Here is a 23010-nt window from a genome sequence, read left to right as displayed (position 1 = left end):
CGGCGCGAAGGCGTCGCCCTTTTCGTCCTTGCCCGCGTCCCGGTGAGCATGCGGGACGTGGGAGCGTGACGGGTTTCGCCGGCCGCCCCGGCGCTACAGACCCGGTCGGTGCGGACGGGTCATGCGGTGTGGGAAAGATCGGCGAGCGCGCGCGCCAGCGCATCGAAGTGCGAGATCACCGCATCGGGGCTCAGCTGTGCCACGGGCGTGTCGCTATAGCCGAAGGTGACGGCGACGACGGGAATCCGCGCGTTGCGTGCCGCGTCGATGTCGGTGCGGCTGTCGCCGATCATCACCGCGCGGGTCGGCTCGCCGCCGGCGCGCGCGATCGCACCGAGCAGCGGCTCGGCATGCGGCTTGGAGCACGCGAAGGTGTCGCCCCCGACCAGGGCGTCGAAGCTTCCCGTCAGGCCCAGGACGTCGAGCAGGCGGAGCGCCAGATGCTCTTTCTTGTTGGTGCAGATGGCGGTCTTGTGGCCCTGAGCGCGTAAGGCCGCGACGGCTTCCAGCGCGCCGGGAAAGGGACGGCTTTCGACCGCGATGTGCTCCGCGTAATGGGCGATGAAGGCCGTCTGCAGACGGTCGAGAAGCCCTTCGTCCGGCGTGTCGATCCCGTTTTCCGCAAGGCCCCTGCACAGCATTGCCCGAGCCCCCTGACCGTAGAGATGGCCGAGCGCGTCGGGCATCACGCGGGCGAGCCCCTCGGCGTGGAGCACCGCGTTCAGCGCGGCGGCCAGATCGGGCTTTGTGTCGACGAGCGTGCCGTCGAGATCGAAGACGAAGACGGATGCGGACATGAGCCTCTTCACGACGCCGGGAAACACGACACGGGCCGCTCGATTACCCCGGGCGGGGCGGAGGCGCAAGGACCGTGCAGGCGCCGTCTGTGGTCTCACAGCTTGTAGGCGGTGCGGAACCCGCCCCAGTGGCGTCCGTCCACGAGGATCGGCGCGTCGACCTCGCGCATCCAGACGATGGTGCCGTTGCCCATGTCGCGCGGATAGGTCTGGACCAGAAAGGGGCGGGTGTTGCGCGCCGCGCTGAGGCCGGCGCGATCGTCGAAGATCCGCTTGTTGCGGCAGTTCGCGGCGTTCCAGCCCGGATCGTCGGGGCGCTGCGGCTTGGAGTAGATCAGATTGTGCACCGGCAGATAGCCGTTGCGGTCGACGGCCGCGCAGAAGGCCATGCCCCGGCTTGCGGCGAGAATGTCCTCCTGGATCGGCGGCAGGACCTCCTCAAGGACACCCAGGGCGCGTGTGGTGACCTGCTGCGGATCGGTGTCGGGGACCGGCCGATAGTCGGTGTCGAACAGCGCGTCCAGCGTCAGCCGCCGTGCCGCAAGGGCCGCGTCGAGCGCCTCCACGATCCGCGCCGCCCCGTTCTGGGCGCAGGCGATCAGCGGCGCGAGCGCATCGCGACTGCGCGTGAGCGCCTGGGCGACGGCGTCGCCGAACTCGGGCGAGACCGCGTCGAAGGCGCAATGCAATCCGTTGTCCGAGCGCGCGACGATGCGCAGGCGCGTGTGTCCCAGCCCGGCAAGCTCCGCTTCGGCGGCGCCGGGGCGAAGCGTGTCGCTGTCCGCGTGCGGCACCAGCAGGATGCCACCGTCCGACAGGTCGCGCGATTTCACGGGAACCGTGGTGCCTGCCTGCGTCAGCGTGCCGGCGATCTCGACCGGCAGGCGGTCGGTGCGGCGACGGTCGCCGATCTCCGTCTGGCGGATCATCATGGTGAAGCGGTGGCCGAGGCCGGCGCCGAGGTCGCGCATGCCGTTCGACGCCTGCCGCGCGGCGGCGCCGGCGTCCTCGGCCGTCTGCGTCGCGGCACCGATGTCCTCGACCTTTTCCGTGACCGCCCGCACGAAGTCCGCCGTGCGCCGTGCCGCGTCGCCGACCGAGCGGGAGGTCTCCATCTGTCGCGCGACCGAACCCGCCACCACCTCGAAGCTCGGCAGGATCTCGCCGATCACGCCGATCACCCGGTTGACGGCGAGAATGCTGCCCTCGGCCGAGCGTTGCAGCCGGCCGATGTTGGCGACGATCTCGTCGGTGGCCGACTGGGTTTCCACCGACAGCGCCTTGACCTCGTTGGCGACGACGGCGAAACCCTTGCCGGCCTCGCCCGCGCGCGCCGCCTCGATGGTCGCGTTGAGGGCGAGAAGGTTGGTCTGCTTGGCGACGTCGGAAATCAGCTGCACGACATTGGCGATGTCGCGAATGGCGGCCTGCAGGTCCTCGATGCCGTGGCTCGCGGTGTCGGCCACTTCGCGCGCTTCCTCGGCCAGCCGGGTGGAGGTCTCGACCTGGGTGTCGATCTCCGCGCTCGCCTCGGCCAGCGTCTCGACGGCCTGCGACAGGTCGCGGGCCGTGGCGTCGGCCTGCTGCGATTCTTCGCGCAGCGCGTCGGAGCGCTCCCGGATGCAGGAGAGGGCGCCGAGCTGTTCCTCCACCCGCGCCCCGAGCGCTTCCGCGCCGCTGCCGATCTTGGCGGCCGCTGCCCGCAGGTCGCTCTCCATCAGGTCGAGCGTCAGGGAGGTCTGCTGGCCTGTCGCAAGGGAAATCTCGGTCGGCTCCGCCGACTGAAGGTTTTCTGCGTCGTCCGAAAGGTCCGATGCGGTCAACGCCCGAACATCCTTGCGGCCGGATAACGAAAAGAGGCGCATTCGGTCTCTCCAGGGGGCGGCGCCGGGTCGATCGCGCCGGCGAAATACGTCGCTGCAGAGTGCCCTTTCGAATTGAATGCTTGGTTAACGCAAGGGAAATAATCCCGGGCGCGTGTGACCTGTCATGCAACCGGGCGCTGCCGGGTGCTTCGATGCCGGCGCTCTCCCTTTGCCTCGGGCGCGGGCCATGCTACACCCGCGCTCGACGCGGCGTGATCGCGCAGACCCTCACGAAAGCCGGATCGGCATGAGCACGGATCGGCATGAGCACGGATCGGCATGAGCACGGATCGACATGAGCACGGATCGACATGAGCGATGAGTTGAAACGGGCCGCGGCGGAAGCCGCGCTTGGCGAGGTCGAGACCGGCATGCGGCTGGGGATCGGGACCGGCTCCACCGCGGAGCATTTCGTGCGGGCGCTGGCCGAACGGGTGAACGCGGGGCTGGATATCGTCGGCGTCCCGACCTCCGAGCGCACCGCCTCGCTGTGCCGCGAGCTCGGCGTGCCGCTCACCACGCTCGAAGATTGCCCGGAACTGGATCTGACGGTCGACGGCGCCGATGAACTCGACGGCCGGCTGACCCTGATCAAGGGCGGCGGCGGCGCGCTCTTGCGCGAGAAGATCGTCGCGCGGGCGTCCGCGCGGATGATCGTGATCGCCGATGCCAGCAAGAAGGTGGCGCGGCTCGGCGCCTTTCCGCTGCCGGTCGAAGTCGTCCCCTTCGGTCTGGCCGCGACCCGGCGCGCGATCGATGCCGTTCTGGTGCGGCTCGGACAGGGCGGGCGCGTGAGTCTGCGTGGCGGCATCACGCCCTTCGTGACGGATGGCGGTCACCACATTCTCGACATCGAATTGGGTCAGATCGCGGATGCCGACGCCCTGTCGCGCGCGCTTCTGGAGATTCCGGGCGTGGTCGACCACGGCCTGTTCATCGGCATCGCGGATGCCGCCTATCTTGCCGGCGAGGCGGGGGTGACGCGCCTCACGCCGGCGCCGGATTAACGATCAATGGCGCCGTGCCCGCGGGCGCGACCGTTGTTTTCCATGGAGTACCCGATGTATCTGACGCTTCGCCATTCGCTCATGTCCGCGGTCTGCGCCGGGCTTCTGCTCGTCGGCGCGCCGGCCGCGACGCTGGCCCAGGAAGAGATCTCCGAGGAGCATCTGGCCGCCGCGCGCGACACCGTGCGGGCCGCCAACGCGATCCGCGCCTTCGACGATATCCTTCCGCTGATGGCCGATCGCACGCGCACGCTCTTCATTCAGAGCAACCCGGCCAACACCCAGCAGATCGATGCCGTGGTGAACGAGGTCGCGCTGGAGATGGCCGAGCGCCGGCCGGAGCTCAACCAGCTCGTCTACGAGGTGTGGGCGCGCCGCTTCTCGATCGAGGAACTGAAGGAGCTCGAAGCCTTCTACGAGACCGACCTCGGTCAGAAGTATTCGCGCATGGAGCCCGAGATGCGCGCGCTGTCGATCGGCGCGGCCAAGCAGTGGGGCGATACCATTTCCACCGAAATGGTCACGGTGGTGCGCGAGCGCCTCGGTCAAAGCCTTCAGGCCCCCGACGCCTCGGGCGGCGCGACGCAGAGCCAGTAAGCGGCGGTTGACAGCAGCGATTGCAGGCGCGGACGGACCCTTGACGGGGAACCGACGCGCCGCGACCGCACGGGCCGACTGTGCGCGGCGGCAGGGACGACGAGGCAGCAATGAGCGATTTCGACTATGATCTCTTCGTGATCGGCGGCGGGTCCGGGGGCGTGCGCGCGGCACGCATCGCGGCCGGGCATGGCGCGCGGGTCGGGATCGCGGAGGAGTATCGCTACGGCGGCACCTGCGTCATTCGCGGCTGCGTGCCGAAGAAGCTCTTCGTCTATGCCTCCAAGTTCTCGGAAGAGTTCGAGGACGCCGCCGGTTTCGGCTGGCAGGTCGGCGATCGTCACTTCGACTGGGAACGGCTGGTCGATGCCAAGGATCGCGAGATCGCCCGCCTGGAGGGGGTCTATCGCCGCAACCTGGAGCGCGCCGGCGTCGAGATGTTCGACAGCCGGGCGCTGCTGGAAGACGAACACACCGTGCGGCTCCTGTCCGACGAGCGCCGCGTGCGGGCGAAGACGATCCTGATCGCCGTCGGCGCGACGCCCAACGTCGACCCCGCGCTGCCGGGCGGCGAGCATGTGATCACCTCCAACGAGGCCTTCCATCTCGCCGACTTCCCCAAGCGGGTGGTGGTCGCCGGGGGCGGCTACATCGCGGTGGAATTCGCCGGGATCTTCAACGGGCTCGGTGCCGAGACGACGCTGATCTACCGCGGCGAGGAGATCCTGCGCGGCTTTGACGACGACCTGCGCTCCGCGCTGCACGAGGAGATGGAAAACAAAGGCATTCGAGTCCTTTGCGGCGATGTCTTCACGTCGATCGAGAAGGCGGGGGACGGCAGCCTGCTCGGCCGGACCCGGCAGGGTGCCGCGCTCGAGGCGGACAAGATCATGTTCGCCATCGGCCGGCGCCCGAACACCGCCGGGCTCGGGCTGGAGAGCGCGGGGGTCGAGATGTCTGCGAACGGCGCCATCGTGGTCGATGCCCAGTCGCGCACCAATATCCCGTCGATCTATGCGGTCGGCGACGTGACCGACCGGGTGAACCTGACGCCGGTGGCGATCCGCGAGGGCCATGCCTTCGCCGACACGGTGTTCGGCGGCAAGACCTGGGCGGCGGATCATTCGATGATCCCGACGGCCGTCTTCTCCCAGCCCGAGATGGGCACCGTCGGCCTGACGCAGGCCGAAGCGGCCGCCGGCCACAAATCCATCGACATCTATCGCGCCCGCTTCCGCCCGATGAAGCACACACTCTCGGGCCGCGAGGAAAAGATGCTGCTCAAGATGCTCGTCGACGCCGACACCGACAAGGTGCTGGGCGTGCATGTGCTCGGTCCCGATGCCGGAGAACTGGTCCAGGTTCTCGGCATCGCGCTGAAGATGGGCGCGACCAAGGCCGATTTCGACGCCACCATGGCCGTGCATCCGACCGCGGCGGAAGAGCTCGTCACCATGCGCGAGCCGAGCGAACGCCTGCGCGCCTGACGCTTCACGCCCGGCGCCTGAGCGCCTTACGCCCGACGGCTGACGCCTGACATCCGAGGCGCCGCCCGCCGTCTTGACCCTTTTCGACAGTCCGAAACGCATCTCGCCCGCTTCCTCGCGGGGGCGGGGCGGGGCGCTCCGTGACGGGTCCGTACCAGAGGGACTGCGGCGCGACGACGCAGCTGCGCCGTTTAAATTGACAGCATGTTGTCAATTCGTAAGCTTGTTGCATGGACAGGCCGCACAAGACCGATCCCGCGACGCACAGCCGCGAAAGCCGGGCGCTCACGGATCTCATTCTGGAGACGTTCCGGCTGAACGGCGCGCTTCTTGCCGTCGGTGACGCGCTGGTGGCCGATCTCGGGCTCACCAGCGCGCGCTGGCAGGTGCTGGGTGCCGTGGCGCTGGAGGGCCGGGCGCTGACGGTGGCGCAGATCGCGCGGCGCATGGGGCTCACCCGACAGGCGGTGCAGCGGGTCGTCAACGACATGGTGGGTGCCGGACTTCTCGCGCTTGAGGACAACCCGGACCACAAACGCGCGCGTCTCGTCGCGCTGACGCGGGCCGGACAGGCAGCCTATGCCGAGGCCGACCGCCGCCAGATCGCCTGGGCGAAGCGCCTGTGCGAGGGGTTGGAGAAGCGGGATCTCGACACGGCGCTCACGGTGATGCGCGGGATTTTCCGCCGGTTCGAAGGAGAGACCTCATGACATCCGCCACGCCCGCGCCCGCCAAGCGCATCGCCCACCGCAGCGCCGGCGCGCTTGCCTTCCTGCTGATCGCCAGCTTCTGGCTCTCCACGGTCGTTTCGGAGCTGTTCGGCTCCCATGCGACCGTCGCGGCGGTCAAGCAGACGATCCTCTATGCCATGATCGTGCTGATCCCCGCGCTCGCCGTCACCGGGGCGACGGGCTTTTCGCTCGCAGGCGGGCGCGGCGGGGGGCGGGTCGATGCCAAGCGCCGGCGCATGCCGTTCATCGCGGCGAACGGGATCCTGATCCTCGTACCCTCGGCGGTCTTCCTCGCCATGAAGGCGCAAGCCGGGTCCTTCGACACGAGCTTTTATGCCGTTCAGGCCGTGGAACTGGTCGCCGGCGCCGTCAATCTGACCCTGATCGGGCGCAACATCGCCGACGGGCTCGCCATGACCGGCCGCTTGCGGCGGCGGCGCCCCGCCTGAGTGCGGGGCGCGCGGCCTCAGCCGTCGCGCAGCGCCTTGAGCATGGTCTCGATCTCGGCTTCCGTGTTGAAGGCATGCACGGAGGCGCGCACCAGGGAATCGAGCCCGCGCAGCGGAAGGTCGATGCGCGCCGACGAGGCGGGCGACACCGAGACATTGATCGCCGCCTCGGCAAGCCGTGACTTCGTGACGGCGGGGGCCTCGCCGTCGACGCGGAAGGTGACGATGCCGCATTTGCGTTGGCCCTTGTCGTGCACCGTGACGCCGGGCAGGGCGGCAAGCCCGTCGCGCAAATGCGCGCCGAGCGTCGCGATGCGCGCCTCCAGACGCGCCGGGCCAAGCGCCAGCGTCTGCCGCACGGCCTGCCCGAGCCCGATCTGGCCCGCGACATAGCGCTCCCAGTTCTCGAAGCGGTGGGCGCCGGGCACCAGGGCATAGCTCTCGTCGTCGATCCAGTCGGCCGATTCCAGGTCGATGAAGGGCGGGTCGAGCTGGTCGAGCACGGCATCGGAGACATAGAGGAACCCGGTGCCGCGCGGGCCGCGCAGATACTTGCGCCCCGTGCCCGACAGCATGTGGCAGCCGATGCGGGACACGTCGAGATCGATCTGACCGGCGGACTGGCAGGCGTCGAGCAGATAAAGCACGCCGTGCCGGCGCGCGATGTCGCCGACCTCTTCCGCCGGATTGACCAGCCCGCCGAAGGTCGGCACATGGGTGAGGGCGATCAGCCGGGTCTTCGGGCCGATGGCGGCTTCCAGCGCCGCCGTGTCGATCTGGCCGCTCGCGTCATCCTCGATCAGGTCGATCTCGATGCCGGCGCGCCGCTTCATCTGCAACAGGGCGACGTAGTTGGAGACATATTCCGCCCGCCCGGTGATCACCCGGTCGCCCGGCCGGAAGGGAATGGCATAAAAGGCCATGTCCCAGGCACGCGTGGCGTTCTCGACATAGGCGATCTCCCCCGGGGCGACCTTGAGAAGGTCGGCCAGGGCGGTGTAGAAGTCCTCGAGCGCGCCCTTCGCCTCGGCGGCCGCCTCGTAGCCGCCGATCCGCGCCTCGAGATCGAGATGGGACTTGACCGCATCGAGGGTCGTGCCCGAGGTCAGGCCCGTGCCGGCGTTGTTGAAATGAATGCGCGTTTCGACGCCCGGCGTGTCCGCGCGCAAGCCTTGCGTCTCGGCGGCGGTCCACGCGGGCAAGGCGAGGGGCTTTGCGGTCGCGGCGGTGTCGGTCATGGGAAGGGTCCTTTAAAAACGCGACGCACGCGAACGGCACCGGATTGGAACTGGCTGAATGCGAATAACCTATTTTGGCTACGGATCGCTGGTCAATACGAACACCCTGGGGGACGATGCCCGGGCGACGGCCGGCACGCTCGCCGGCTGGCGCCGGGAGTGGCGGGCCTGGTGGCGTGCCGACGGCGACCCGACGCTGCCGAAGGTCTGCACGCTGACGGTGGCCCGCGATCCGGCGTGCGCGATCCAGGGCGTGATGGTGGACGAGCCGGCGGCGCGGCTTTTAGCACTCGACACGCGCGAGCGGCGCTATACGCGGGTGGTCGACGGCATTGCCGACGCCTTTCGCTGCGACGCGCGGGGCGCGCCTGCGCCCGAGGGCGCCTTCCTCTACGAGGCCGACACCGAGATCCGGCACTGGGGCGACGCGGACCACCCGATCCTGCAAAGCTATGTCGACTGCGTGCTGGCCGGCTTCCATGCCTTCTGGGGCGAGCAGGGCGTGCGGGAGTTCATCGCGACGACGCAAGGCTGGCACGCGCCGATGCTCGCCGATCGCGCCGCGCCGCGCTATCCGCGCGCGCAGGCGATCGACCGCGATCTGCTGGCCTTTTTCGACGAGACGCTGGCGCACGCGGGCGTGCGCTACATCCGCACGTGAGCGGGCCGGGCGCGGACCTGCGCGGCGACCGGCGCGGAAGGAGGTCGACGTGACGCGGCCTACCTGGTTCGAGGCCTTCAGCCTGGGCGATGTCGGGACGGTGCTGCGCGTCTCCGCCGGGTTCGTGCTCGTCTTCGTTCTGGCGGCCAGCCTCGCGCCCGACACCGTCCAGCGGGTCTCGCAGGATCTCCTGCATGCCACCGCGACGAATCTCGGCTGGCTGTATCTCCTTGTGACCACCGGCTTCGTCGTCTTCGTTCTCGGTCTGGCGCTGTCGCGCATGGGCGGCATCCGGCTCGGCCCCGCGGATGCGCCGCCGGAATTCTCCTTTCCGAGCTGGCTGGCGATGATCTTTTCCGGCGGCATGGGCGTCGGTCTGGTGTTCTGGGGCGTCGCCGAACCGATGATGCATTTCAACGACCCGCCGCTCGGCGACGGGCTGCCGCGCACGGCGGAAGCGGCGCAGACCGGCATGCGCTACGCCTTCTTCCATTGGGGGCTGCACCAATGGGCGAATTTCGCCCTTGTCGGGCTCGCCATCGCCTATGTCCGCTTCCGGCACGACAGTCACGGCCTGATCAGCGAGACGCTGCGACCGCTCATCGGAGATCGCGTGGACAGCGGCTGGGGCAAGGCGATCGACGTGCTGACGGTCGTCTCGACCGTCTTCGGCGTCGCGACGACGCTGGGGCTCGGCGCGCTTCAGATCAACAGCGGTATCGCCCGGCTGACCGACATCCCCTTCGGCTTTCCCGCGCAGCTGGTCATTGTCGCCGTGGTCGGCGGATTGTTCATGCTCTCGGCCATGACCCCGCTCGATCGGGGCGTCAAACTCCTGAGCAACGCCAACATGCTGCTGGCGGCCCTCCTGCTGGGCATTGTGCTGGTTTTCGGGCCGACGCCCTTCATTTTCGGCGTGATGACGCAGACGCTGGGCGAATACCTCGGCACGGCGCTGCAGATGAGCCTCGTGACCTCGCCCTATTCCTCCGGCGAATGGGTCGAGCAATGGACGCTGTTCTACTGGGCCTGGGGCTTGAGCTGGGCCCCCTTCGTCGGCAGCTTCATCGCGCGGATTTCGCGGGGGCGGACGATCCGCGAATTCGTGCTTGGCGTGATGATCGTTCCGGTCGGCCTCAGCATGCTGTGGTTCTCAACCTTCGGCGGCGCGGCCGTCCATGTCGAACTGTTCGGGCAGGGGGGCATCGCCGACGCGGTGTCCATGGAAGTGTCGGCGGGTCTCTATGCGCTGTTCGATCAATTGCCCGGCACCGATCTGCTGACCCTGGCGTCGATCCTGCTGGTCGGCATGTTCCTCGTGACCTCGGCGGATTCGGCGACCTTCGTGCTGGGCATGTTCACCTCGAAGGGCGTTCTCAATCCCACCCGGGCCGTGCGCCTGCTCTGGGGCACGCTTCAGCTTTCGATGGTGGTGGTGCTGCTGCTCACCGGCGGGCTGGATAGCCTGCAGTCGGTCTCCATCGTCGCCGCCTTTCCGTTCATGCTGCTGATGATCCTGATCGCCGTCGCGCTCTACCGCGATCTCGCGCAGGAACTGGCGATGCGCGACGAAAAGGCGCGCGTGCTCAACAAGCGCATCGAGCGCTGGCTGCTTCGCGAATCCGAGCGCGAGGCGGCCGAAAAGGCCGAAGCCGAAATTCACCCGACCGTGCCGGAAGAGGGCACGCAGACGGGGCGCTCCGCGGACGACGGCAGGCCCGCAGCCTGAGGGAGACGCGGGCGCTCTTCAAGTTCGCGACGGACAATCCGCGCGGCACACGAAAAAGCCGGCGGGGCGTGCGCCTCGCCGGCTTTTTCGTGTGTGTGCGGGGGCGCGTCGGCGCTACTCCGCCGCTTGCGGCAGGTCGTCACGGTCCTTGCCGCCGGTCCCGTCGTCCGCGGCCCGCTGCTTGCCCGAGGTCTGGCCCCGGTCCTTTTGAGCGCGCCGGTCGAGGGCCGTCACATTGGCCGGGGCGGGCGTGCCGCCATCGGAGACGGGCTCCTGCGGTCCATAGCGCGCGGTTGTCGGCGTCGGGGCGGTGCCCGGTGTGCCTGCTGTCGCAACAGCGGTCGCGGGATCGGGCGTCGGTACCGCTCCGCCGGTGGCGACCTGTCGCGCGACGGACGACCATGGGAAAGAGGCCGCGACCTTCGCGAAGGCGTTGCTCCACACCGTCGGAATGGCCAGCATGGTCGGGATCACGATCAGCGTCAGGATGGTGGAGAAGGCGAGGCCAAAGATGATCGCGGTCGACAATTGCACCCACCACACGGCGGTGATGGAGCCGAGTGCGGTGACCCGTTCGAAGAAATCGAAATTGATCTGGGTCGCCATCGGGATCAGGCCGGCGATGGTCGTCGTCGTGGTCAGCAACACCGGACGAATGCGCTGCGCGGAGGTCTTGAGGATCGCCTCGACCGGCTCGATCCCGTCCTCGCGGAAGCGATTGTAGGTGTCGATCAGCACGATGGCGTTGTTGACCACGATGCCGGCCAGCGCGACGACGCCCGTTCCCGTCATGATGATCGAGAACTTCTGGCCCGTCAGCGCCATGCCGAGCAGCACGCCGAAGACCGACATGATCACCGTCGAGAGCGTCAGCACCGTCTGGTAGAAGCTGTTGAACTGCGTCACCAGGATGATGAACATCAGGAACAGCGAGCCGATCATGGCCTTCTGCAGGAAGTCGCTGGACTCCTTCTGGTCCTCGTCCGCGCCGCGGAAGCGGAAAAACACGTTGTCGGCGAAGGTCTCTCCGTCCAGCCAGGACTGCAGCTCCTTGACCTTGTCGTCGGCGGTCGCCGGGCGCGTCAGGCCTTCGGCGGTGGTGAAGGTGGCGTCGCTCGCCACATTCGCCCGCACATCCATCGCGTAGAGCCCGTCGCGTCGGGTGATTTCCGTCACCTTCTGCTGCGGTTGCCGGTCGATGAAGTTCGACAGCGGCACCTGGCCGAGCGGCGTTTGCAGGCGCAGGCTGTCGAAGCGGTCGAGCGTGCGTTCCGCTTCCGGCAGGCGGACGCGGATGTCCACCTCGTCCTCGGAATCGTCGGGCCGGTACTTGCCGATCAGCACGCCGTTGGTGACGAGCTGCACCATCGCGCCGACCGAGCCGATGCCCGCCTGGAACCGGCCGGCCTGTTCGCGGTCGATGGAGATCTGCCACTCGATGCCGGGGAGCGGCCGGCTGTCCTCGTGGTCCTGGAGTCCCTCCATGGTGTCGAGGTGGGCGCGCACCCGCGCGACCGCTCCGACGAGGTCGTCGTAATTGGTCGAGGTGATCTGCAGGTTGACGTCCTTGCCGGTGGGCGGACCGCCTTCGATCTTGCGCACCTCCACCTTGATGCCGGGCAGCGGCGCGGTGCGCTCGCGGATCTCGGCGAAGATGTCCTCCGCCTTGCGCCGGCAGCAATAATCGGCCAGCTCGATGTTGAGTTCGCCGATCACATCGGCCGGCTTGTCCTGCACGCCGCCGAGCATGTCGCCGCCGCCTCCGCCGCCGCCGGCGGTCGCGTTCATGACGACATTGTCGATCCCCGGCACGGTCAGCACGATGGCTTCCACGTCGTCGACCAGGTCGAGAGCCTCGCGCACCGAAAAGTTGCCGCGTCCCGACACGAGAATGACGGCCGCCTCCGGCTCTTCTTCCACGAAGAACTCGACGCCCTGCGCGTTTTGCTGGAAGTAGGAGAAGATCCCACCCGCCAGAACGGCGACGGCGACCAGCGTCACGACGTTGCCGAGCGGCGTGCCGGCGGCAAAGCTCAGAAAGCGGACATAGACGCCGGTCGCGCCCTTGACCTTCCTCGGGTCGAAGTGTTCGCCGGCCGACAGGAGCTTGGCGGCGGCCTCCTGTTCGGCGGCCAACCGCGCGCCGCGCGCCCGCGACCAGCCGACGACGGGACGCAGCAGGAAGAAGGCGCCGATGCCAACAACCAGTCCGGCGGCGAGTGCAAGCGGGTAGAGCATCGCCTCCGGCAGGCCGATCGTCGCAAAGAGGGTCGCGCCCGCCATCGCCAGCGCGACGGCGACGCCCGCGCCGACCAGCGTTGCCAGAAGGCCGGACGCGTGCCGGCCCAGCCAGGCGAGGAAGCCGGACAGCACCGCGCCCGTCGCCGGCAGGAAGACCAGCGCGGTGAGCAGCGAGGCGGAGAGCACGATCACCACCATGATCGGCAGATAGCTCATGAACTCGCCCGCCACGCCCGGCCACAGCAGCATCGGCAGGAAGGCGGCCAGCGTCGTCGCGGTCGACGACACGATCGGCCAGAACATCAGCTTGGAGGCGCGGATGTAGGCCTCCTGCGCCGGCATGCCCTCGGCGATCTTGCGGTCGGCGTATTCGACCATGACGATCGCGCCGTCGACCAGCATGCCGACGGTGAGCACCAGACCGAACATGACCATCGTGTTCACGGTCATGCCGAGCGCGGAGAGAATGAGGAAGCCGACCATGAAGGAGGTCGGGATCGAGATGCCGACCAGGAGCGCCGACTTCGGCCCGAGCGCCCAGATCACCAGGATCATGACGAGGAAAACGGCGGTCATGATCGAGGATTGCAGGGAGCCGAGGATCTCGTAGATGTTCTCGGACTTGTCGAGCAGATAGTCGACGCGGATCGGATCGGGCCACTCGGCCGTCGCCTGGTCGACCACGGCGCGCACGGCCGCGTTGTTCTCGATGATGTTGGTGCCCTTGCGCTTCACCACGTCGATGGTGATCGCCGGCTGGCCGTTGACGCGGGTGAAGCTCGTCGGGTCCTTGAAGGTGCGGCGGATCTCGGCGATGTCGCCGAGCGTCACGACGCCTTCGCCCGATTGCTTGATCGGCAGCGAGAAGACGTCGTCGCGGGTCTCCACGAGACCCGGCACCTTGACGTTGAAGCGGCCCTGGCCGGTGTCGAGAAAGCCGGCGGGCACGAGCTGGTTGTTTTGGGAAAGCGAGGTCAGGAGTTCCTGCTGGGTCACCTGATAGGATTCCAGTTTCATGGAATCGATGATGACCTCGAGCATTTCCTCGCGGTGGCCGGAAAGTTCGGCCTCCAGTACGGTCGGCACCGCCTCGATCTGGTCCTTCAGGCGCCGGGCATGCTGATAGAGCGTGCGTTCGGGAACCGCGCCCGACAGCGCGACGTAGATCGTCGGCTGAAGCGCGAAGTTCATTTCCGTGATGGTGGGTTCCTCTGCCTCCTCCGGGAGTTCGGCCTTGGCCTGGTCGACCTTGTCGCGCACGTCGGCGAGTGCGGTGTCCTTGTCGAAGGAAATGTCGAACTCGAGGATCACACCGAGATGGCTCTCGGCGGACACCGTGGTGATTTCCTTCAGGCCGTCGAGCCCGCGCAGGGCGGTCTCCATCGGGCGGGCGAGCAGGCGTTCGGCGTCTTCGGAGGAGATGCCCTGCTGGGTGACGGACACGTAGAAGACCGGCACGTCGATGTCGGGATCCGCCTCCTTGGGGATCGCGACATAGGCGAGAATACCGGCGGTCACCATCACCGCCATCAGCGTGAGAACGGTGCGCGGGCGGCGCAGGACGGTTTCGAGAAGGGAAATCATCGCGGCGCCTCCGCCATCTGCATCACCGGTTCGACGGTCTGGCCCTCGATCACGTAATCCTGTCCGGCGACGATCACGCGCAGCCGGTCCGGCAGGCCGCCGACCCACAGGCCGTCGGTGTCGCCGCCAAGGATGGTGACCGGGTGAAAGGTCACTTCATTGGCGTCGTTCACCGCGCGCACGCCCACGGTGCCGTCGTCGGCAAGCGTGAGAATGCCCGAACTGATGCGGTGCGCCCTTTGTTCCCGCAGCGGCACGCGGGCGGTCGCGGTGATGCCGTCGCGGATCGCGCCGTCCGGATTGGGAACCTCGATCTCGACGCGGAAGGTGCGGGTGGCCGTATCGGCCGCCGGCGCGACGTAGCGCACCTGGCCCGCGACCGTCTCGCCGGTCACCAGCTCGACCTCGGCCTCCTGGCCGGGCGACAGATTGTTCACGTCGCGTTCCGAGACCTGGCCGATGGCGATCACCGGATCCGGGTCGATGATCGTGGCGCAGACCTGTCCCAGCGCCAGGATCGTTCCCGTCTCCACCATCGGGCTTTCGACGATGCCGGAAATCGGCGCCGCGATCACGGTCCGCGACAGTTCGAGCTCTTCTTCCTCGAGCCGCGCGGCGGCGGCGTCCATGGCCGCCTTGAGCGCGGCGACCCGCGTCTGGGCGGTGAAGCCCTTTTCATTCAGCGTCGTGGCGGCGGAATGATCCAGGCGCGCCTGGGCGAGCTGGGCGCGCGCTTCCAGCACCTTTGCCTCGCGCGCGCCCCGGTCGAGCGTGCACAGCACGTCGCCGGCGTCGACGCGCTGACCCTCGCGCACGCGGCGCTCGGCCACGCGGCCGCTGGTTTCGGCGCGCACGGCGACCTTCGCCTCGGCTTCCGTCCGTCCGCGGATCACGAGAATCGAGCGGCGCGGCTCGGCGACGATCTCGCGCACCGACACCCGGAACAGGGTGGCGTCCGCGACGCTGGCGCGTTCGGCCGGCGGCGGGGTGGCGCCTTCCGCGTCGGCGCGCCCGCCCTCGACATAGGTGCCGGTCCACATCCAGCCGGCGACGCCGGCGGCGATGCCGACCGCGAGCAGGTGGGAGAAGCGGATCTTCATGGCGTCAGGTCTCCGGAAATGGACGTCATTCGGCCGCGGCGGGGAGGTCGTCCGCGTCCGTCTGCGCGTCGCCGGCTGCGATCTGTTCCAGCCGGTTGCGATTGCGTTCGAGAAAGGCGATGTCCTGGGCGATGCAATGGCGCCCGTAGTCGAGAATGAACCCGGTGGCCGCGTGATCGCAGTCGCCGGAAATCGTGTCGAGCTTCACGCCTTCGGCGCGCAGATGCGCCAGGCGGTGATCGATCGCGCTGCGGATGGCGTCGGCGCCGACGAGGTCCGCGCACATGGCGATCAGAAGAAAGGGCGAGCGAAAGGTATCGGGTGCGGGCGGCTCGCTCAGCGCGCGCACGAATTCCGCCCGCCCGGTATCGGTGATGGAGTAGATCTTGCGCGAGGGCTTGCCGGATTGCGCTTCCTCGCGCACGGTCACCAGACCGTCCGCCTCCAGGCGGGCGAGCGCGGGGTAGATCGAGCCGAAACTGGCGTCGACGAAATAGCTGTAACGCCCCTCGGTGGAGAGCTTGCGGATCTCGTAGCCAGTCGCATCCTGGAAGTTCAGGATGGCGAGGCAAAGGGTCCTGACGCTCATCTAGGCTTTCTCCCGGCACCCGTTTCGTGGCTTGCGGTGCATTCCTGCCATCACCTCATGCCGTCCGTCTGGTCCGTCGGCGTGCCAGCGGTTGCCCGATATTTTCCACCCGGAGGAGCCGGGTGGTTTGCGCGGATTCTTCGGCGGGTTTCATATATCGGTTTGATATACAGCGGACCTATATACACCGATTTACGTCGCGCGCAAGCGAGCGGATGACATTTCCCGCGAGTTCCCCCGAGAGTCCGATGAAGCTGATAACCGGCGAATGCCGAAACGCGATGTCGAAACCGGCCTGCGCCAATCCGACGCGTGGACGGTGCGGTGATCCGCGGCCACCCTGACGACGTTAGTCTTGTATCCGCCCGCGTCGGCATGTCGAAAACTGATCGAGGGCGGGGCGGAACGCGCACGGCTTCGCGGTCCACAAGACCTCGCGGTTCACAAGACCTCGCGGTCCACGGATCCTCGCGGCAGAGGGGCCACGCGCCCGCCGGGCGAGAGAACACGGGAGATTTCCGATGACGCATGACATCGAGACCGGACCCGACGGCGGGGGGGCGGACCGCAACGGGTCCGAAACCCGGGATCGCATCGACGGTGCGGCATCGCAGGGCGGCGCGCGAGCCCTTTGGGCCTCGCCCTTTTTCCGCCTTCTCGCCATCAACTGGCTGATCGGGGCCTTCGCCTCGGTCCTGGTGCTCGCCGGCCTCCTGTGGTTCGACACGGCGAATCTGCGCAGTCTGATCTTCAATTCCTCCGATCCGGTGTTGCCGATCGTGGTGCTGCTGTTCGGTCTGATGATCACGCTGTGTTCGGCGGCCATGGGTGCGGCCGTGATGGCGCTGGGCACGGAAAGCGCGCGCGGCGACGGCGGCGGTGGCGGTCATGGCGCGCGGCGCCGCATGCCGCTGCTCGGCGAGCCGGCCCTCGTGCCGGCGCCGGTGCGCGCGAAGTCCTGACGCCAGCCCGCGCCTCGGCGGGCCTCGGCCTGGCGCGCTTGCAATGGCGCGCGATTTGAGGTTTCTCGGCTCTCGTGCACGAAACGCAACGGGACCAGCGCCATGAGCGACACCTATCCGCGCGATCTGATCGGCTACGGGCGCGAGACGCCCGATCCGCAATGGCCGAACGGGGCCAATGTGGCGGTGCAATTCGTCGTCAACTACGAGGAAGGCGGCGAGAACTGCATCCTGCATGGGGATGCGCAGTCCGAAGCCTTCCTGTCGGAGATCGTCGGCGCGCAGGCCTGGCCGCGCCAGCGCCACATGAACATGGAGTCGATCTACGAATACGGATCGCGGGCCGGCTTCTGGCGGCTGTGGCGGATGTTCACCGCGCGCGCCATTCCCGTCACGGTCTATGGCGTGGCGACCGCGCTTCAGCGCAACCCGGAAGCCGTCGCGGCGATGAACGAGGCCGGCTGGGAGATCGCCTCGCACGGGCTCAAGTGGATCGAGTACAAGGATTTTTCCCGCGACGACGAGCGCCGCCACATGGCGGAGGCGATCCGCATCCATGAGGAGGTGACGGGCGCGCGGCCGCTCGGCTGGTACACCGGGCGCGGCTCCGAGCACACGCGCGATCTCGTCATGGAAGAGGGCGGGTTCCTCTACGATTCGGACAGTTACGCCGACGATCTGCCCTATTGGGTGGAGGGACCGTCGGGGCCGCATCTGGTCATTCCCTACACGCTTGATGCCAACGACATGCGCTTCGCGACCGCGCAGGGCTTCAATTCGGGCGACCAGTTCTACGCCTATCTCAAGGACACCTTCGACGTGCTCTATGCGGAAGGCGAGGCGGGCGCGCCGAAGATGATGTCGGTCGGCCTGCATTGCCGGCTCGCCGGGCGACCCGGGCGGGCGGCGGCGCTGGCCCGGTTCCTCGATTACGTCGCCGGCCACGACAAGGTGTGGCTGCCCAGGCGCATCGACATCGCCTGGCACTGGCACGCCCACCACGCGGGGTGAGCGCGATGTCGGATGACCGTCATGCCGGGTGAAAGGGCGCCGGTGGGGGCCGACGATCTCCACCCGGACGTCGCCGCGCGCGTCGCGCGGCTGCACGCCAACCAGCCCCTGCGGGTCTGGTCGCTGATCATCACCGTCTTCGGCGACATGGTGGCGCCGCGCGGGGGCGAGATCTGGGCCGGCACGCTGTCGGAGCTGCTCGCCGGCATGCGCATTGACGCAACGGCCGTGCGCGCGGCCCTGTCGCGGCTTGCCCGCGACGGCTGGCTCGACCGGGTGAAGGTCGGACGGCTCAGCTTTTACCGCCTGTCGCAGGAGGGGCGCGCCGCCTTCGGGCCGGCGCTGGCCCGCGTCTATCGGCGTCGGCGCGAGACCGGCGATCCGGCGCTGCGGCTGCTGATCCTGCCGGAGGGCGAGGATCGCGTGACGCTGCGCGAGGAGGGGCTGAAGGCGGGCTATGGCACGCTCGGCCCCAGCGTGCTGCTGGGCACCGCCGCCAGCCCGGGGCTGGAGGGCGCGGGCGCGCACGGGGTGATCCGGCTCGGGGCCGAGGTGCTCGACGGCTCGCCGGCCGATCTGGTGGCGCGCGGCTTCGACCTCGCGCCGCTGGCGCGGCGCTATCGCGCGTTTCTCGAGGCGCATGCCGATCTCGACGCGGCGCTCGGCGTCGGCGCGATGCTCGGCGATCTCGACGCCGCGATTGCGCGCACGCTGCTGATTCATGACTATCGCCGCCTGATCCTGCGTGATCCCATGCTGCCCGCCGCGCTTCTCGACCCCGACTGGCCGGGGGCGGCGGCTGCCGATCTCACCGCGCGGCTCTATGCCCGTCTGCGGCCCGGCGCCGAGCGCTGGATCGCCGCCCATGCGCGTTGCCGCGCCGGGGACCTGCCCGACCCGGATCCGGAAGAGGGCCGCCGCTTCTCGAATTGAATCGTGCAATCAAGATCTTGCTGCGCTGCATGATAATGCGTGACGAAAAACACTTGAAGTTGGAAATATTCGTCACGTATAGTCGGGCCATGGGGACGAAGCCGGGCGGGTTCGTGCCCGAAAGGGAGGCACGGATCGGCGGGCGCCGGCCGTTGCGAAGACCGGTCCGCAGGCTGGATCGGCAGGTTCGGTTCGAGGAGGCGAGCAGATGTACACCCAGGCCCTCAATGCGCGCGATACGGAATCGGGATCGGTGGAGGACGCCGAGCGTCTCGCCGCGTTTCAGGCGCGCATCGACGCGGAAGAGAAGATCGAGCCGAACGACTGGATGCCGGAAGGCTACCGCAAAACGCTCGTGCGCCAGATTTCCCAGCACGCCCATTCCGAGATCGTCGGCATGCTGCCGGAGGGCAACTGGATTTCCCGCGCGCCGACCTTGAAGCGCAAGGCCGCGCTGCTGGCCAAGGTGCAGGACGAGGGCGGCCACGGCCTCTACCTCTATTCGGCCGCCGAGACGCTCGGCGTGTCGCGCGAGGAGCTCACCGAGCAGCTTCTGTCGGGCAAGGCCAAATATTCCTCGATCTTCAACTATCCGACCCTGACCTGGGCCGACATCGGCGCCATCGGATGGCTGGTCGACGGCGCGGCGATCATGAACCAGATCCCGCTGTGCCGCTGTTCCTTCGGGCCCTATTCGCGCGCCATGATCCGCGTCTGCAAGGAAGAGAGCTTCCACCAGCGCCAGGGCTACGAGTTGCTGCTGGAGATGGTGCGCTCGTCGCAGGAGCAGAAGGAGATGGTGCAGGACGCGCTGAACCGCTGGTGGTGGCCGTCGCTGATGATGTTCGGCCCCTCCGACACGGACTCCAAGCATTCCGCGCAGTCGATGGCCTGGAAGATCAAGCGTTTCACCAACGACGAGCTGCGCCAGAAGTTCGTCGACGCGACCGTGCCGCAGGCGCATTACCTCGGCCTGACGATCCCCGACGACAAGCTCGCCTTCAACGAGGAGACGGGCCACTGGGAGTTCGGCGAGATCGACTGGGACGAGTTCATGCGGGTGATCGCCGGCAACGGCCCCTGCAACCGCGAGCGCATGGCGGCGCGGACCAAGGCGCATGAGGATGGCGCCTGGGTGCGCGAAGCGGCGCTCGCCTATGCCGAAAAGCGCGCCGCGCGCCGCGAGGCGGCCCGTCACGCGGCCGAGTGATCGCGGCCGGGCACCGCCAACTGTTTCGGGCACAGTTCAGAATGACAGGGCGCGCGCCGGTTCGTCGGCGGCGCGTCGAGGGAGAGAGAGCATGAGCGAGAAAACCACGCCGCTTTGGGAAGTCTTCATCCGGTCGCGCACGGGGATGGCGCATCGTCACTGCGGGTCCGTCCATGCGGCGGATGCCGAGATGGCGCTGCAGGCCGCGCGCGACGTCTACACCCGGCGCGGGGAGGGGCTGTCCGTGTGGGTCGTGCCGTCGGCGGAAATCGTCGCTTCCGATCCGGCGGACAAGGAGGAACTCTTCGAGCCGACCGCCTCCAAGATCTACCGCCATCCGACCTTCTACGAGATCCCCGAAGAAGTCGGCAACATGTGAGCGGCGGGAGCAAGCGACCATGACCAGCGATCTCTTCGCCTATACGCTCCGGCTCGCCGACGATGCGGCGATCCTGGGCCAGCGCCTTGGCGAATGGTGCGGCCACGCACCGACGCTCGAGGAAGATATCGGCCTTGCCAACGTGGCGCTCGATCACATCGGGCAGGCGCGGGCGCTCTATGCCTATGCGGCCGAGGTCGAGGGTGCGGGGCGGGACGAGGACCAGCTCTGTTTCCTGCGTTCCGAACGCCAGTTCACCAATTGTCTGCTGGTGGAGCAGCCGAACGGCGATTTCGCCCAGACCATCGCCCGGCAGGTCTTCTTCGCCGCCTTCATGCTGCCGTTCTGGCGCAAGCTGATGCACTCGAAGGACGAGACGCTCGCCGCCGTCGCCGCCAAGGCGGAGAAGGAGGCGATGTATCACCTGCGCCATTCCAGCGAGTGGACGATCCGCCTCGGCGACGGCACGCCGGAAAGCCGGCGGCGCATGCAGGCCGCCATCGATTACCTGTGGCCCTACACGGGCGAACTGTTCGAGGCCGACGACCTGGTCACCCGCCTGATCGCCGAGGGGATCGCCGTCGATCCCGAAACGATCCGCGACGAGTGGCGCCAGACGCTGCGCGACGTGCTGGACGAGGCGACGCTGACCATGCCGCCGGAGGGCTGGATGCAGACCGGCGGGCGCTACGGGCGCCATTCGGAGAGCTTCGGGCATCTTCTGTCCGAAATGCAGTACATGCAGCGCGCCTATCCGGGCCTCAGGTGGTGAGCGCCATGACCGCGCCCTCCGTTTCCGATCTCGACCAGGCGGCGGCCGAGCGCCGCGCCTGGGACGCGGCCGCGCAGGTGCCGGACCCGGAGGTGCCGGTGCTGACCATCGCGGACCTTGGCGTTCTGCGCGCGGTGCGGGTGGATCGCGACGGGGCGGTGGAGGTCGATATCACGCCGACCTACACCGGCTGTCCGGCGATGGCGGTGTTCACCATGGACATCGAGACCGCGCTGCGCGAGGCGGGCTTCGAAACCGTGCGCATCAACACGGTGCTGTCGCCGGCCTGGACCACCGACTGGCTGAGCGAGGAGGCGCGCGAGAAGCTGCGCGTCTATGGCATCGCGCCGCCGGCGGGCAAGGCCTCGCGCCGCGCGCTGTTCGGCGACGACGACGTCGCCTGCCCGCGCTGCGGCTCGCACGACACGGAAAAGGTGTCGGAATTCGGCTCGACCGCCTGCAAGGCGCTGTGGCGCTGCAAGGCCTGCGCCGAGCCGTTCGATTATTTCAAATGTCACTGAGGGCCGGCCGCGTCGGATGACGGCCGTTCGAGGGAGGAAGCTCGCATGTCGCCGCGTTTTCATGCGTTGAAGGTCAAGGATGTCCGGCGCGAGACGCCGGAAGCGGTGTCGATCTCGTTCGACGTGCCGGAGGAGTTGCGCGAGGCCTATCGGTTTTCCGCCGGGCAGTATCTGACGCTGCGCGCCCGGATCGGGGGCGAGGACGTGCGCCGGTCCTATTCGATCTGCGCCGGCGAGGATGACGGCGAGCTGCGCGTCGCGGTGAAGAAGATCGACGGCGGGGCGTTTTCCTCCTTCGCCAACGAGAACGTCAAGCCGGGCGACGAGATCGACGTCATGACGCCGTCCGGCCGCTTCGTGCTGCCGCCGCACGACGGGGGGCCGCGCACGCTGATCGCGATCGCCGCCGGCTCCGGCATCACGCCCGTGCTCGCCATGATCCGCACCGTGCTGACCCGCGAGGCGGAGAGCGAGTTCTATCTCTTCTACGGCAACAAGACCGCCCAGAGCATCATCTTCAAGGAAGAGATCGAGAACCTGAAGGATCTCTTCCCGGCGCGTTTCGGCGTCTTTCACGTGCTGTCGCGCGAGACGCAGGACGTGGAGATGCTGTCGGGCCGGCTCGATGCCGACAAGCTGAAGGTGCTGCTCACCCATGTTGTGCCGGCGCGGGAGGCCGACGGCGTGTTCCTCTGCGGGCCCGGCGAGATGATCGAGACGGCGTCGGCCGCGCTTTCCGCGCTCGGGCTCGACGAGGCGCGCGTCCACCGCGAGTTCTTCACCCCCGCCGACGGCTCGGCGCCGCATGCGGCCAAGCCCGCGCACGCGGGCGCGGCCACCGATCACGCCGCGAGCGCGGAACTGATCATCGACGGCGCCCGCGTGACCGTCCCTGTCGAGAGCGGGGAGACGATCATCGACGCGGCGGTGCGCGCCGGTGTCGAGGCGCCGTTCTCCTGCAAGGGCGGCATGTGCTGCACCTGCCGCGCCAAGGTCGAGGAGGGCGAGGTGGACATGGCCGTCAACTATTCGCTCGAACCCTGGGAGGTGGAAGCCGGCTTCGTGCTGACCTGCCAGTCGCGCCCGGTGAGCGAGAAGGTCGTGCTCGACTACGACGCGATGTGAGGGGCGGGGACAAGCCAGCTCC

General features: G+C 68.2%; 21 protein-coding genes. 15 read left to right on the top strand and 6 right to left on the bottom strand.

Going from position 1 to position 23010, the window contains the following annotated elements; genetic code table 11:
• Window positions 1-119 precede the first annotated feature (119 nt).
• Together ABL312_RS08475 and ABL312_RS08470 are read right to left on the bottom strand one after the other, a co-directional pair.
• Window positions 120-797, bottom strand: a complete 678-nt coding sequence (locus ABL312_RS08475; RefSeq protein ID WP_349360948.1) for an HAD family hydrolase — start codon at window positions 795-797, stop codon at window positions 120-122.
• Between the two features lie 95 nt (window positions 798-892).
• The gene (locus tag ABL312_RS08470; protein ID WP_349360947.1) at window positions 893-2620 is read right to left on the bottom strand and encodes a methyl-accepting chemotaxis protein; all 1728 of its coding nucleotides are present in this window, start codon (window positions 2618-2620) and stop codon (window positions 893-895) included.
• Window positions 2621-2973: 353 nt separating this feature from the next.
• On the opposite strand from ABL312_RS08470, the gene rpiA reads away from it, so the two are divergent.
• From rpiA to ABL312_RS08445, 5 genes are all read left to right on the top strand, one after another.
• Window positions 2974-3669, top strand: a complete 696-nt coding sequence (gene rpiA / locus ABL312_RS08465) for a ribose-5-phosphate isomerase RpiA (RefSeq protein WP_374730190.1) — start codon at window positions 2974-2976, stop codon at window positions 3667-3669.
• 54 nt (window positions 3670-3723) lie between these two features.
• The gene (locus tag ABL312_RS08460) at window positions 3724-4266 is read left to right on the top strand and encodes a DUF2059 domain-containing protein (protein ID WP_349360946.1); all 543 of its coding nucleotides are present in this window, start codon (window positions 3724-3726) and stop codon (window positions 4264-4266) included.
• 110 nt (window positions 4267-4376) lie between these two features.
• Window positions 4377-5753, top strand: coding sequence for a glutathione-disulfide reductase (gene gor / locus ABL312_RS08455; RefSeq protein WP_349360945.1), 1377 nt, complete (start codon window positions 4377-4379; stop codon window positions 5751-5753).
• A gap of 230 nt (window positions 5754-5983) precedes the next feature.
• Window positions 5984-6463: a MarR family transcriptional regulator gene (locus ABL312_RS08450; protein ID WP_349360944.1), complete on the top strand. Its 480-nt coding sequence runs from the start codon at window positions 5984-5986 to the stop codon at window positions 6461-6463.
• Window positions 6460-6933, top strand: a complete 474-nt coding sequence (locus ABL312_RS08445; RefSeq protein WP_349360943.1) for a hypothetical protein — start codon at window positions 6460-6462, stop codon at window positions 6931-6933. Before ABL312_RS08450 ends, ABL312_RS08445 begins: the two co-directional genes overlap by 4 nt.
• Before the next feature lie 17 nt (window positions 6934-6950).
• Here the strand turns inward: ABL312_RS08445 and ABL312_RS08440 are convergent, their stop codons facing one another.
• Window positions 6951-8171, bottom strand: coding sequence for an aminotransferase class V-fold PLP-dependent enzyme (locus ABL312_RS08440; RefSeq protein ID WP_349360942.1), 1221 nt, complete (start codon window positions 8169-8171; stop codon window positions 6951-6953).
• Between the two features lie 58 nt (window positions 8172-8229).
• On the opposite strand from ABL312_RS08440, the gene ABL312_RS08435 reads away from it, so the two are divergent.
• Entirely contained in the window at window positions 8230-8832 is a 603-nt protein-coding gene (locus ABL312_RS08435) for a gamma-glutamylcyclotransferase (RefSeq protein ID WP_349360941.1), read from the top strand.
• Window positions 8833-8881: 49 nt separating this feature from the next.
• Window positions 8882-10561: a BCCT family transporter gene (locus ABL312_RS08430; protein ID WP_349360940.1), complete on the top strand. Its 1680-nt coding sequence runs from the start codon at window positions 8882-8884 to the stop codon at window positions 10559-10561.
• A gap of 114 nt (window positions 10562-10675) precedes the next feature.
• Here the strand turns inward: ABL312_RS08430 and ABL312_RS08425 are convergent, their stop codons facing one another.
• From ABL312_RS08425 to ABL312_RS08415, 3 genes are read right to left on the bottom strand one after another with little or no spacing between them, the layout of a single operon-like run.
• Window positions 10676-14386 (bottom strand): efflux RND transporter permease subunit, encoded by a 3711-nt coding sequence (locus ABL312_RS08425; protein WP_349360939.1) that lies wholly within the window; start codon window positions 14384-14386, stop codon window positions 10676-10678.
• Window positions 14383-15486: an efflux RND transporter periplasmic adaptor subunit gene (locus tag ABL312_RS08420; protein ID WP_349360938.1), complete on the bottom strand. Its 1104-nt coding sequence runs from the start codon at window positions 15484-15486 to the stop codon at window positions 14383-14385. The genes ABL312_RS08425 and ABL312_RS08420 overlap by 4 nt, the downstream gene beginning before the upstream one ends.
• 25 nt (window positions 15487-15511) lie before the next feature.
• Window positions 15512-16075, bottom strand: coding sequence for a PadR family transcriptional regulator (locus ABL312_RS08415; RefSeq protein WP_349360937.1), 564 nt, complete (start codon window positions 16073-16075; stop codon window positions 15512-15514).
• A 521-nt stretch (window positions 16076-16596) separates the two neighbouring features.
• On the opposite strand from ABL312_RS08415, the gene ABL312_RS08410 reads away from it, so the two are divergent.
• The 8 genes from ABL312_RS08410 to paaE all read left to right on the top strand — a co-directional run bounded on the left by ABL312_RS08410 (window position 16597) and on the right by paaE (window position 22988).
• A complete protein-coding gene (locus tag ABL312_RS08410) occupies window positions 16597-17037 on the top strand; it encodes a hypothetical protein (RefSeq protein WP_349360936.1) in 441 nt (146 codons plus the stop codon).
• Between the two features lie 102 nt (window positions 17038-17139).
• Complete coding sequence (gene puuE, locus ABL312_RS08405) at window positions 17140-18048, top strand: allantoinase PuuE (protein ID WP_349360935.1); 909 nt, start codon at window positions 17140-17142, stop codon at window positions 18046-18048.
• Window positions 18049-18069: 21 nt separating this feature from the next.
• A complete protein-coding gene (locus ABL312_RS08400) occupies window positions 18070-18981 on the top strand; it encodes a PaaX family transcriptional regulator C-terminal domain-containing protein (protein WP_349360934.1) in 912 nt (303 codons plus the stop codon).
• 208 nt (window positions 18982-19189) lie between these two features.
• Window positions 19190-20191: a 1,2-phenylacetyl-CoA epoxidase subunit PaaA gene (paaA, locus tag ABL312_RS08395; RefSeq protein ID WP_349360933.1), complete on the top strand. Its 1002-nt coding sequence runs from the start codon at window positions 19190-19192 to the stop codon at window positions 20189-20191.
• A 91-nt stretch (window positions 20192-20282) separates the two neighbouring features.
• Window positions 20283-20570, top strand: a complete 288-nt coding sequence (gene paaB, locus ABL312_RS08390) for a 1,2-phenylacetyl-CoA epoxidase subunit PaaB (RefSeq protein WP_349360932.1) — start codon at window positions 20283-20285, stop codon at window positions 20568-20570.
• A gap of 19 nt (window positions 20571-20589) precedes the next feature.
• Window positions 20590-21342 carry a 1,2-phenylacetyl-CoA epoxidase subunit PaaC gene (paaC, locus tag ABL312_RS08385; RefSeq protein WP_349360931.1) on the top strand — a complete coding sequence of 251 codons (753 nt, stop codon included), beginning with the start codon at window positions 20590-20592 and terminating at the stop codon, window positions 21340-21342.
• Between the two features lie 5 nt (window positions 21343-21347).
• The gene (gene paaD / locus ABL312_RS08380) at window positions 21348-21863 is read left to right on the top strand and encodes a 1,2-phenylacetyl-CoA epoxidase subunit PaaD (RefSeq protein ID WP_349360930.1); all 516 of its coding nucleotides are present in this window, start codon (window positions 21348-21350) and stop codon (window positions 21861-21863) included.
• Between the two features lie 45 nt (window positions 21864-21908).
• Window positions 21909-22988 (top strand): 1,2-phenylacetyl-CoA epoxidase subunit PaaE, encoded by a 1080-nt coding sequence (gene paaE, locus ABL312_RS08375; protein WP_349360929.1) that lies wholly within the window; start codon window positions 21909-21911, stop codon window positions 22986-22988.
• Window positions 22989-23010 lie beyond the last annotated feature (22 nt).

Origin of the sequence: Stappia sp., assembly GCF_040110915.1 — a bacterium.
In the GTDB taxonomy this organism is placed as follows: Bacteria; Pseudomonadota; Alphaproteobacteria; order Rhizobiales; family Stappiaceae; genus Stappia.
Note: the sequence above shows the minus strand (reverse complement) of the source record. Positions and strands in the feature narration are given on the sequence as shown.

Excerpts from the sequence above, each read along its gene's own strand:
- ABL312_RS08475 (WP_349360948.1), bottom strand. The coding sequence starts at position 797 with ATGTCCGCATCCGTCTTCGTCTTCGATCTCGACGGCACGCTCGTCGAC.
- rpiA (WP_374730190.1), top strand. The coding sequence starts at position 2,974 with ATGAGCGATGAGTTGAAACGGGCCGCGGCGGAAGCCGCGCTTGGCGAG.
- ABL312_RS08460 (WP_349360946.1), top strand. The coding sequence starts at position 3,724 with ATGTATCTGACGCTTCGCCATTCGCTCATGTCCGCGGTCTGCGCCGGG.
- gor (WP_349360945.1), top strand. The coding sequence starts at position 4,377 with ATGAGCGATTTCGACTATGATCTCTTCGTGATCGGCGGCGGGTCCGGG.
- ABL312_RS08450 (WP_349360944.1), top strand. The coding sequence starts at position 5,984 with ATGGACAGGCCGCACAAGACCGATCCCGCGACGCACAGCCGCGAAAGC.
- ABL312_RS08445 (WP_349360943.1), top strand. The coding sequence starts at position 6,460 with ATGACATCCGCCACGCCCGCGCCCGCCAAGCGCATCGCCCACCGCAGC.
- ABL312_RS08440 (WP_349360942.1), bottom strand. The coding sequence starts at position 8,171 with ATGACCGACACCGCCGCGACCGCAAAGCCCCTCGCCTTGCCCGCGTGG.
- ABL312_RS08435 (WP_349360941.1), top strand. The coding sequence starts at position 8,230 with ATGCGAATAACCTATTTTGGCTACGGATCGCTGGTCAATACGAACACC.
- ABL312_RS08425 (WP_349360939.1), bottom strand. The coding sequence starts at position 14,386 with ATGATTTCCCTTCTCGAAACCGTCCTGCGCCGCCCGCGCACCGTTCTC.
- ABL312_RS08420 (WP_349360938.1), bottom strand. The coding sequence starts at position 15,486 with ATGAAGATCCGCTTCTCCCACCTGCTCGCGGTCGGCATCGCCGCCGGC.
- ABL312_RS08415 (WP_349360937.1), bottom strand. The coding sequence starts at position 16,075 with ATGAGCGTCAGGACCCTTTGCCTCGCCATCCTGAACTTCCAGGATGCG.
- ABL312_RS08410 (WP_349360936.1), top strand. The coding sequence starts at position 16,597 with ATGACGCATGACATCGAGACCGGACCCGACGGCGGGGGGGCGGACCGC.
- puuE (WP_349360935.1), top strand. The coding sequence starts at position 17,140 with ATGAGCGACACCTATCCGCGCGATCTGATCGGCTACGGGCGCGAGACG.
- ABL312_RS08400 (WP_349360934.1), top strand. The coding sequence starts at position 18,070 with ATGCCGGGTGAAAGGGCGCCGGTGGGGGCCGACGATCTCCACCCGGAC.
- paaA (WP_349360933.1), top strand. The coding sequence starts at position 19,190 with ATGTACACCCAGGCCCTCAATGCGCGCGATACGGAATCGGGATCGGTG.
- paaB (WP_349360932.1), top strand. The coding sequence starts at position 20,283 with ATGAGCGAGAAAACCACGCCGCTTTGGGAAGTCTTCATCCGGTCGCGC.
- paaC (WP_349360931.1), top strand. The coding sequence starts at position 20,590 with ATGACCAGCGATCTCTTCGCCTATACGCTCCGGCTCGCCGACGATGCG.
- paaD (WP_349360930.1), top strand. The coding sequence starts at position 21,348 with ATGACCGCGCCCTCCGTTTCCGATCTCGACCAGGCGGCGGCCGAGCGC.
- paaE (WP_349360929.1), top strand. The coding sequence starts at position 21,909 with ATGTCGCCGCGTTTTCATGCGTTGAAGGTCAAGGATGTCCGGCGCGAG.